This window comes from Nonomuraea sp. MTCD27, assembly GCF_041950495.1.
Lineage (GTDB): Bacteria > Actinomycetota > Actinomycetes > Streptosporangiales > Streptosporangiaceae > Nonomuraea.
Genome location: NZ_JBGNUW010000002.1, coordinates 434,166 through 444,569 on the forward strand (window position 1 = coordinate 434,166; position 10,404 = coordinate 444,569).

A 10,404-nucleotide genomic window follows, 5' to 3' on the forward strand; every position below is an offset into this window, starting at 1 on the left:
CCCCCTGGGGGGACGGCCGCACGATCAGGTCTGCCGGTCGGGGTCAGGAGCCCTTCTGGGCTGCCGTCCGCCGCAACCTGATGTTCTCCAGCAGGTCGAATCCGTCGAGCAGCCGCTCGCCCACGACCCGCAGCCGCCGCAGTGTCGACGGGGGCAGCAGCACCGCGCGCAGCCGCCTTCCGCGTGACACCGTGGCCGCCAGGGCCTGCCGCACCTTGCGCAGGTCCTTTTTCATGGGCCCGATCCGCCCGGGCTCCCTGGCGAACAGCACCCGCTCGACCGCCGAGGCGATGGTCGCGATGGCCGCCGCCGAGTCGGCGTCGAACTCGTACTGCTGGGTCAGCCGCCCGGCCAGCGCCCGCGGGGTCTCGCTCGGCTCCCGGGCCATGCCGTAGTCGTACAGCACGTCGTCCAGCTCCGCCCACGCGGCCGCCACCGAAGTGTGGCCCCGGCTCGACATCATTCTCGCCGTCAGCTCGTCGGAGGGCTGCGCCACCTTGAAGCCGAGGCCGCGTACGCGCCGGTTCCTGGTGACCAGCCGCACCCCGGCGGGGATCAGCAGGACGAGGAGCAGCGCCCCCGCCCCGATGCCGAGCTTGCCCATCAGCGGCATCGAGTCGTCCGGCGGCAGCCCGCCGGCCGCGACCGTGCCCTCGCGGTCGACCTCGCGCGGGTTGCGGCGCGCCGTCGGGTCCTGCGGATCGTCGGCGGAGGAGCTGCTGGTCGCCCCGGGCGTCGGCGTCGTGGCCCGCTGCGTCGCCTCCGGCCTGGGCTGCGCGTACGTCGGCACCCGGGCGCTGCCCTGCCCGGCCGCCCCCGACGGGGTCGGCTCGAACGGCAGCCAGCCCACGCCCTCGAAGTACAGCTCCGGCCAGGAGTGGGAGTCGCTCGTGCTGACCTCCCACCGGTCGCCCACCTGCGTGCCGCCCGTGTAGCCGATCGCCACCCGCGACGGGATGCCCACCAGCCTGGCCAGCACCGCCATCGACGCGGCGAACTGCTCGCAGTAGCCCACCCGGTCACGGATCAGGAAGTCCCGCAGCGCCGAGTTGCTGTGCCCCTGCGTACGCAGGTCATAGGTGAAGCGGCCGTCCTGGGTGAAGAACTCCTGCAGTTTCAGCGCCGCGTCGTAGGTCGTCGTGGCGTCCGCGGTCTCCCTGAGCGCCAGCTCCCTGATGTCGGGCGGCAGGTTGTCCGGCACCTGGAGGAAGCGCTGGTCCGGCGCCCCCTGCGTGGAGTCGAGGGAGTCGAGGTCGTCCGCCGTCGGCGCCGGCTCGCTCGTGGCCACCTGGTACTCGATGCCCGCGGCCTCCTCACGGGTGGAGAAGACCATCAGCGTGTCCACGTCGGCCCGCCAGTCGCCGTCCACCCGGATCTGCGTGGGCGGGTACGGCAGCGGCAGGAACCGCAGCCGCGCGATCTCGTCGCTGATCTGGATGTTCGTGACGACGTTGGTGACCTTCGCGTCCGCGCCGAGGCCGGGCGGCGGGGGCAGCGGGCCGTTCTCCGTCCTGTTCTGCGGCGCGCCCTTCGGCTGCGTCATGCCGAACTGCTGGCCGTCGAACGTGTCCAGCGCGTAGATGCGCAGGTAGCGGGGCTTGTTGTCGTTGTTGGTGTAGGTCAGGACCGTCCGCCGCTCGGGCAGCTCCAGCTGGCCCTTCAGGTTGGCGATCGGGTTCGGGATGCTGATGGAGTTGCCCGGCCCCGAGCCCCGGCCGCCCACGCCGAAGGTGAAGAACGACACCGGCTCCATCGCGGGCAGCGCCGCCGGCAGCAGCACGGCCAGCGCGATCGCGGCGAACCCGATGCGCTTGCCCGACAGCCGCAGGCCGTGCGTGTCCGCCGAGCCGCCCGGCGCGGGGGAGGTGGCCGCGCGGGTGCGGCGCACCAGCACCGCCCGGCCCCAGTGGCCCACCCGCTCGCGCCCGTCGGCGATCAGCAGGCCGACGAAGCCGAGCGCGGCCACGATGAAGGCCGGCCAGCTGATCGGGTCGGCCAGGATCGTCGCCGGGACGGTGGCCAGTGCCAGCAGCGGCAGCCCGGCCAGCGCCGCCCGCCGCGCGCGTGCGGCGAGCAGGTCCACGGCGATCGCGATGAGCGCCACGCCGCCGGCGGTCAGCAGCGTGATGCCCTCCGTCTCCGGTACGGGCGCCGCGAACCGCTGGATGTCGGCCCAGCCGACGCCCAGCAGCCTGGCCAGCTCCACCACCGACGCCTTCGTCGGCACCAGCAGCGCCCACGCCTTGTCGGCGGCGAAGGCCGCGGTCAGGTAGATCCACGCCGCGGCCACGCCCAGCAGCGGCGCCGCCCACGCGGGCAGCGTCAGCCGGCTACTCAGCAGCCCCGCGGCGACCACGGCCAGCACGGCGCCGAGCGAGGTCCAGAACCAGGTCCCGCCCTGGAAGAGCGGGTAGAGCAGGATGGCCGCGGTGAACGCGGCCACTCCCGAGGCGATCGTCAGTCTCATGCCGCTCCTCCCGCGGGGCCGACCGCGTACCTGCCGCGGTTGGCGGCGTCCTGCCAGACCGAGGCGATCGAGGTGCCCGCGGGCAGCCGTACGATGCGCCAGCCGTACCCGGCCAGGACGGTCTGCACCGCCTGATGATCCTCCGCGGCCGCCCGGTCGCCGCCCTCCCACGTGCTCACGTCGAGCAGGACGGCCACGCCGGTGATGCCGCTGTGCCGCAGCCGGGCCAGCTCCCTCGCCTCCTCCGCGTCGAGCGCGCCGAGCACCGCCACGATCAGCCCGTCACCGCCGCCCTGGCGCAGCGCCGACACGCCCATCTCCAGGGTGCGGGCCGGGCTGTGCCGCACCACGGCGAGGGTGTCGAGCAGCGAGTAGCTCAGGCCGGTGTCGGTCAGATGCTCGGCGCCCTGGTCGGTCACCAGTCGCAGGCCGAGACCCTCGTGGGCGAGGTGCACCCCGATCGAGGCCGCGGCCGAGACCGCCACCTCGAACGACGAGCGCGGCCCCTCGCCGCGGTGGGCGTGCCTGCGGGTGTCGAGGAGGAGCGCGCCGCGGCTCTGCCACTGCTGCTCCTCGCGGCGCACCATCAGCTCGCCGTGGCGGGCCGTCGAACGCCAGTGAACCCGCCGCAGGTCGTCGCCCTGCCGGTATTCGCGCGGGGCCACGTCGTCGTCGCCGGCCGCGGCCACGCTCCTGGTACGGCTGTCGCCGCCGCCCGTCCACTCGCCCGACAGCCGTACGTGGGGCAGCGCCGCCACCTGCGGCGTCACCACCAGCGTGTCGCTGATCGTGAACGAGCGGGTCAGCTCCACCAGCCCGAACGGGTCGGCGATGCGGATGGACAGCGGCCCGATGGTGTAGCGGCCGCGCAGGTCCGAGCGCACCCGGTAGTCGATCTCCCGCACGCCGCGCGACTCGACCCGGTCGAGCACGAACCTGGGCCGCACGCCCAGCGCGTACGGCACGGTGTCCTCGATGAGCAGCAGGCCGGTGGGCAGCCTGGTCACGTTCTCCAGCCGCAGGGTCACGGTGGCCTCGCCGCCCACCTCGGCCCTGGGCGGGTCCAGCCGCCTGGCGCAGCTCAGCCGGTAGCGGGTCCGCGCCACGACCATGGCCGCCAGCAGCGGCAGCGTCGTCACCAGGACGCCGATCCTGAACAGGTCGTTCTCGCCCAGGATGAGGGCCATCAGCAGCGCCGCGATCCCGGACGCGAGGAACGACCTCCCCCTGGAGGTCAGCGCCCGCAGCCCCGCCCTCACCGCACCTCGATCAACATGTGCCGCGCGTCCGGCCGTGCCTGCCCGACCCCACCCCGTCGGCGGAGGTCCTCGCTGCGCTGCGCATCCATCAACGGCCCCGCGTCTCCGGCACCGGGACGCGCCTGACCAGATCGGTCACCACCTGCTCGGGCAGGCGGCGCTGGCCCTGGGCCTCGACGCTGGGCAGCAGCCGGTGCGCCAGGACGGGGATGGCCAGGTCCTGCAGGTCGTCGGGGATGACGTAGTCGCGACCGGCCAGCGCCGCGTGCGCCCTGGCGGCCCGTACGAGCTGCAGCGTGGACCTCGGGGAGGCGCCCAGCCGCAGGTCGGGGGAGTGGCGGGTGGCCACGACCAGGTCGATGGCGTACTTCTTGACCGCCTGGGAGACGTAGACGCCGCGTACGGCCTCGATCAGGGCGCGCACCTCCGCCGTCGTCGCCACCGGCTCCAGCTTGTCGAGCGGGGAGGTGCCCCCGTGCACGTCGAGCATCTCCAGCTCGGCCGACGGCTCCGGGTAACCCATCGCCACCCGCGCGGTGAAGCGGTCGCGCTGCGCCTCCGGCAGCGGATAGGTGCCCTCCATCTCGATGGGGTTCTGGGTGGCGATCACCATGAACGGGGCGTCGAGCTGATAAGTCCTCCCGTCCACGGTCACCTGATGCTCCTCCATGCACTCCAGCAATGCGGACTGCGTCTTGGGGGAGGCACGGTTGATCTCGTCACCCACCACGATGTTGGCGAACACCGGTCCGGGTTTGAACTCGAATTCCCGGGTCTGCTGGTTGTACGCGCTCACCCCGGTGATGTCGCTGGGCAACAGGTCGGGGGTGAACTGCACCCGGCGGACCGGGCAGTCGATGGAGCGGGCGAGTGCCTTGGCCAGCATCGTCTTGCCGACCCCGGGCACGTCCTCGATCAGGAGGTGCCCTTCGGCGAGCAGGACGGTCAGAGTGAGGCGGACGGCGTCGCTCTTGCCCTCGATCACCGATTCGATGGCCTGCCGAATCCGGTGGGCGGTGGAGACCAGCTCGTCGAGCTGGGGAGGGACGTCATGGGTTACTGCCACCAGGCCTCCATGAGAAGTGCGACGGCTGTCCCGTACGGTGCCATTGCGGGAGCCATGCCATTCCTTTTCCATTGTCTGTACGACCCTACGACGCTGCGGGTTCTTCAGCGACATTTGTGGATATTCCAGGGAACCCTGGTGATGTTGGTGTTCTTGTCCCATAGCAGTGCGAATCTGGTGACAGAGGGGGCGCCGAGCGCTCCACTTTCCTCCACGCCGGGCTACCCCAACCCCTGCCGCCCCTATTTCCGCGGCCTTTTGAACCCTCGACACGCCCATGAGGGTTGACCGGCCGCTCACCGCCCCCCACCCCACCCCATGGCTCTGACCTGCGGTAACGCAACGGAAACCGATGATGAAGACGGTTCGAATCAGTTGACGGTGGGGAGAAGTGGAGTATGGTGGTGCGCAGTGGAGAGCCCGGTGCACCAGCGCTGAGCGCTTCACGAGGCACGGGAGGTGGGGCCGATGTTCCTCGGCACCCATCAACCGCGTCTGGACGACAAGGGACGGCTGTTCCTGCCGGCTAAGTACCGTGAGGAGCTGGCGGAGGGTCTTGTGATCACCAAAGGCCAGGAGCGATGCCTCTACGTCTTTCCCGTGGAGGAGTTCCAGCGCATTACCGAGGCTCTCAGCACCGCCCCGGTCACCGCCAAGGCGGTGCGTGACTACAGCCGCGTCTTCTTCGCCAGCGCGTCCGACGAGAAACCAGACAAGCAGGGACGCATCACGATCCCGCAGACCCTTCGTCAGTACGCGGGTCTGGAACGTGACTGCGTCGTCATCGGGGCCAACACCCGGCTGGAGATCTGGGACGCACAGGCCTGGGACACCTATCTCAGCGCACAGGAGCAGGCGTTCGCCGATCTGTCGGAGGAGGTGCTGCCAGGAATCTTGTAGTGACCACGGTCGATCCGTCGGTGATGTCGTTCGGCGAGGTCTCCACCCGCAACCACTGTCCGCCAGCTGATGCACCTTCCCCGGTGTCAGATGGCGGGCGTCCACGAAGAGGGTGCGGATGGGGACCTGGCCGGGCGGCGCCGGGTGGGGACCCAGGAATGACCGACGATCGATCGATGACGCGTCATCCGCGAGCAAGGACGCGAGAGGGGGGTTGGAGATGCAGGACAACGATGGCACGGGCGGTCACGTTCCGGTGATGCTCGAGCGCGTTCTGGAGCTTCTCGGCCCCGCGCTCTCCGGGCCGGCTCCCGTCGTCGTCGACGCCAACCTCGGCCTCGGCGGTCACTCGGAGGCCCTGCTCGCCGCCCATCCGGCGCTGCACCTGATCGGGATCGACCGCGACCCTTTCGCGATCGACTTCTCGACCCGCAGGCTCAGCCCGTACGCGGAGCGGACCACGCTGGTCCACGCCTCCTCCGGCGATCTGGCGGAGGTGCTCGAGCGCGCGGGGCACACCGCGATCGACGGGGCGCTGTTCGACCTCGGGGTGTCCTCGCCGCAGCTCGACGAGGCCGAGCGCGGGTTCGCCTATTCCTATGACGCGCCGCTCGACATGCGCATGGACACCTCGCAGGAGCTGACGGCGGAGCAGGTGGTCAACACCTACCCCACCGCGGAGCTGACGCGCATCCTTCGGGATTACGGCGAGGAGAGATTCGCCCCGCGTGTCGCGGGCCTGATCACTAAAGAACGGGCCAAAGAGCCAATAACGTCTACTAAGCGGCTGGCGGACATCGTTCGCGAGGCGATCCCCGCCGCGACCCGGCGCACCGGGGGAAACCCCGCCAAGAGGACTTTTCAGGCCCTGCGCATCGAGGTGAACGCGGAGCTGTCCGCCCTGGAGGCGGCTCTTCCCGCGGCACTCGACGCGCTGGTGCTCGGTGGGCGAGTCGTCGTGCTCTCCTACCACTCACTCGAGGACCGGCTCACCAAGCAGGCCCTCACGGCGCGAACCAGGGACACCAGCCCCCCCGGGCTGCCCGTCCCGCTGCCGGCTCACCAGCCGAGGTTCCGCCTGCTGACGAGGGGAGCAGAGCTCCCAAGCGATGAAGAGCTCGCCCGCAACCCGCGGGCGGCCTCGGCCCGGCTACGGGCGGCAGAGAGGATCCGTGTTGACGACTGAGCAGGAGACCGGCAAGGGCACGCCCGCTCGCCGCGCCGTGCCCAAGACGGGCACGCGGCGGTCGGCGACGGCGCACCAGCCCAAGCCGCGTCCCCGTCCTGACGCGCGCCCCGAGGCCGACGCCAAGCGATCGGCCGCCGAGCGGGAACGTGCCGAAGCCGCCGGCAGGCGGCCCGCCGGCGTGCGCGCCGACGCCGCCGCCAAGGCGCCCGCCACCGAGCGCGTGCGCGCGGGTGAGGCCGGGGCGCCGGCCGCCGAGCGCGTGCGCGCCGCCGGCGGCAAGGCGCCGGTGGCCGAGCGGGCGCGTGCCGCGTCCGGCAAGGCGCCGGTCGTCGAGCGGACGCGTCCCGAGGCGCCGGGCAAGCGGCCGGTCGGCGGGCGTACGCGGGCCGAGGCCACGACGGCCCGTCCCGAGTCGCGGCGCCGTCCCGCGCGCCGGCAGCGGGCGCCGTTCGTGCTGCTCGTCGTCGGGCTGCTCTGTGGCGGCCTGGTCAGCCTGCTGCTGCTCAACACCATGCTCGCCCAGGACGCCATCACCGACGCGACGCTGCGCGAGGAGATCGCGGTGGCGAAGCAGGAGAACGAGAAGATCAACCAGCAATATCAGCTCAAGACGCAGCCGGGCGTCATCGCCGACCGGGCCGAGAAGCAGGGCCAGCACACCGACTGGGACACCGTCAACAGCTGGAGCAGTGCCGGTGACCAGGCCAGCCAGGTGGACACGGAACGGTGAGTGACTCAGGCGGCAGGGGGCAGGGCCCCGGCCGTGGCGCTGGCGGCGCCGGCTCTCAGGGAGGGCCAGGCGCCGCTCGTCGTACGCCGGGCGGGCCGGGACGGGCAGGGCGCCAAGGGGGCTCTGCCCGTTCTGAGGGGGCGGGCCGCCCGGCGTCGCCGGAGAACCCGCCGCGCCGGCCGCGACCCCCGTCCCCCGATCCGCTCGACCTGCCGTTCGGGCACGAGCCGTTCGGGCGCGACGACTCGCGCGACCGGCCCCCGCGGGAACCCGGGGACGAGGGCCGCGGGCGGTCGCGCCGGGGCGAGCGGGAGGGCGACGGCGACCGGGCATGGGACGGCGAGCGTGACAGCGGGCGTGACGGCGGGCGTGACAGCGGGGAGGGCCCGCGCGGGCGCACCCGCGGCGACGGGCGCTCCCGGTCGCGTGACGACGCCTCCCGCGAGGACGGGCGCTCACGGGACGACGGTTCGCGGGCGCGGCCGCGCGACGACGGGGCTCGCGGCCGCTCGCGGGACGACCGGCCCGGTGCGCGGTCGCGCGGCGAGGACGGTGACGGGGGCCGCCGGCGTACCCGTGACGAGAGCGAGCGCCTGCGCGGGCGCACCCGCCCCGAGCGTGACGAGGGCGACCGGCCGAGAGGCCGGGCCCATCCCGAGCGTGACGGGGACGAGCGGCCGAGGGGGCGCGCGTCCCAGGGGCGCGACGACGCCGACCGGCTCAGGGGGCGGGGCTCCCAGGGGCGGGCGGACGATGATCGGCTCAGAGGGCGCGTGCAGGGGCGTGAGGAGCGTTCGCGCGATCGGGCCGAGGCGGCCGAGCGGGGCGGCAGGCAGCGCCCTGACAGCGGACGGGGCGGCGCCGACGATCCCCGGCGGCGGAGCCGGCAGGAGGAGGGGCCCGCGCGCCGTACCCCTGCGGGCCGGCCGCCCGCGGGAGGCTCCCGGCAGGAGCCGGCGCGGGACCGCGAGCGGACGGCGGCGCGCCGCGGCGGGGACGTACCGCCGCCCAGGGGGCCGCGCCGGCCCCCCACGCCGCCGCGCCCGCCCAGGCCGCCGCTGGTGCTGCGGCTGGGCAGCCCGCGCAGGCGCATCAACATCGGCCTGATCGGCATGACCTTCATCCTGTCGATCTTCGCCGGACGGCTGATCCAGATGCAGGGGCTCGACTCCAAGGTGTACGAGGCCGCGGCCGCCGACCAGCGCCAGCACACCGAGGAGATCCCGGCCAAGCGCGGCTCGATCACCGACGCCAACGGCCACGAGCTGGCCGTCACCGTGGAGGCCCGCGAGGTCTCGATCGACCCGACCAAGGTCCCCGCCTCCGTACGCGCGAAGGCGGCCGCGATCCTGGCCCAGCAGCTCGGCAAGACCGAGCAGGAGATCGCCGCGAAGCTGGCCAGGACGGGCACCCACTACCAGCTGCTGGCCAGAGACGTGGACCCCGTCGTGGCCAGCCGCCTCATGCAGGCCCGCGTGCCCGCGCTGTCGGCCAAGAAGACCTACCGCCGGCTCTACCCGGCGGGCGACCTGGCGGGCAGCCTCATCGGGTTCGTCGGCGACGAGGGCAAGGGCCTGGGCGGCATGGAGCAGGCGAAGAACTCGCTCCTGGCCGGCCGCGACGGCGAGCAGCGCGTCGAGACCGGCCGCGACGGCCAGCGCATCCCGATGACCAGCAGCCAGCGCACCGCGCCGGTCGACGGCCAGGACGTACGCCTGACGATCGACCGCGACATCCAGTGGGCCGCCCAGAAGTCGATCGGCGAGCAGGTCCAGAAGTCCGGGGCCGACAGCGGCACGGTGATCGTCATGGACGTGCGCACGGCGCAGATCGTGGCCATGGCCAACGCCCCCGAGCTCGACCTGAACAACTGGCGCAAGGCCCCGGAGTCCAGCTACGTGAACAAGGCCGCCGCCGACGTCTTCGAGCCCGGCAGCACGAACAAGGTCATCACCGCCGCCGCGGCGCTGGAGGCCCGCGCGGTGACGCCCGACACGGTCTACCAGGTGCCCGACCGGATCAGGTGCGCCGACCAGGTGCTGCGTGACGCCCACGCGCACAAGGTGGAGTCGATGACGTTCCGGCAGGCCATGGCGCAGTCCAGCAACGTGGCCACGGTCATGGCGGCGCGCGAGATCGGCAGCGAGCGGCTGCACCGGATGCTGAAGGCGTTCGGCTTCGGCAGCACGCCGGGCGGCGGCGTGCCCAGCGCCGAGGCCGGCCTGCTGCCCGACTACCGGAAGTGGTCCGGCAGCCAGAACTGCACGGTCGCCTACGGGCAGGGCGTCTCGGTGACCGCGCTGCAGATGGCCAGCGTCTACCAGACCATCGCCAACGGCGGCGTCAAGATAGAGCCGCAGATCGTGGCGGGCACGACGGACGCGACCGGCAGGTTCGTTCCGGCTCCCGCAGGTAAGCAGACCAGAGTGGTGAGTGAGACGACGGCCAGGGAGATCTCGACGATGCTGGAGAGCGCGGTGGGCGAGGAAGGCACCGGCCAGCTCGCCGCCATCGACGGATACCGGGTGGCGGGCAAGACGGGCACGGCCAACCGCTACGATGCCGAGCTCGGCCGTTACGACGGTTACACGGCCTCGTTCGTCGGGTTCGCGCCGGCCGACCAGCCGCGGCTGGTGGTGCTCTCGGTGCTGCAGAACCCGAAGAACGGCCACTTCGGCGGGCAACTGGCGGCCCCCGTGTTCAAGGATGTGATGACGTTCGCCATCAAGAGCAAGAAGATTCCTCCCACAGGCTCCGCCGCGCCGTCGGTGCGTGTGCGCGCGGGACAGTGAC

General features: G+C 72.6%; 7 protein-coding genes. 4 read left to right on the forward strand and 3 right to left on the reverse strand.

The genetic code is table 11. The features are described from left to right. Positions 1–43: 43 nt before the first annotated feature. The 3 genes from ACBJ59_RS06565 to ACBJ59_RS06575 all read right to left on the reverse strand — a co-directional run bounded on the left by ACBJ59_RS06565 (position 44) and on the right by ACBJ59_RS06575 (position 4,864). Positions 44–2,467, reverse strand: coding sequence for a transglutaminaseTgpA domain-containing protein (locus ACBJ59_RS06565; protein WP_375109255.1), 2,424 nt, complete (start codon positions 2,465–2,467; stop codon positions 44–46). Then, positions 2,464–3,726, reverse strand: a complete 1,263-nt coding sequence (locus ACBJ59_RS06570; protein WP_375109256.1) for a DUF58 domain-containing protein — start codon at positions 3,724–3,726, stop codon at positions 2,464–2,466. The genes ACBJ59_RS06565 and ACBJ59_RS06570 overlap by 4 nt, the downstream gene beginning before the upstream one ends. Before the next feature lie 88 nt (positions 3,727–3,814). Beyond that, the gene (locus ACBJ59_RS06575) at positions 3,815–4,864 is read right to left on the reverse strand and encodes an AAA family ATPase (protein ID WP_375109257.1); all 1,050 of its coding nucleotides are present in this window, start codon (positions 4,862–4,864) and stop codon (positions 3,815–3,817) included. A 396-nt stretch (positions 4,865–5,260) separates the two neighbouring features. On the opposite strand from ACBJ59_RS06575, the gene mraZ reads away from it, so the two are divergent. The 4 genes from mraZ to ACBJ59_RS06595 all read left to right on the forward strand — a co-directional run bounded on the left by mraZ (position 5,261) and on the right by ACBJ59_RS06595 (position 10,403). Next, a complete protein-coding gene (gene mraZ / locus ACBJ59_RS06580) occupies positions 5,261–5,692 on the forward strand; it encodes a division/cell wall cluster transcriptional repressor MraZ (RefSeq protein WP_138693897.1) in 432 nt (143 codons plus the stop codon). Positions 5,693–5,912: 220 nt separating this feature from the next. After that, a complete protein-coding gene (rsmH, locus tag ACBJ59_RS06585) occupies positions 5,913–6,878 on the forward strand; it encodes a 16S rRNA (cytosine(1402)-N(4))-methyltransferase RsmH (RefSeq protein ID WP_375109258.1) in 966 nt (321 codons plus the stop codon). Further along, on the forward strand, positions 6,868–7,611 hold the full coding sequence (locus tag ACBJ59_RS06590; RefSeq protein ID WP_375109259.1) for a hypothetical protein: 744 nt from the start codon (positions 6,868–6,870) through the stop codon (positions 7,609–7,611). The genes rsmH and ACBJ59_RS06590 overlap by 11 nt, the downstream gene beginning before the upstream one ends. Continuing rightward, entirely contained in the window at positions 7,608–10,403 is a 2,796-nt protein-coding gene (locus tag ACBJ59_RS06595; RefSeq protein WP_375109260.1) for a penicillin-binding transpeptidase domain-containing protein, read from the forward strand. The genes ACBJ59_RS06590 and ACBJ59_RS06595 overlap by 4 nt, the downstream gene beginning before the upstream one ends. Position 10,404: the final 1 nt, after the last annotated feature.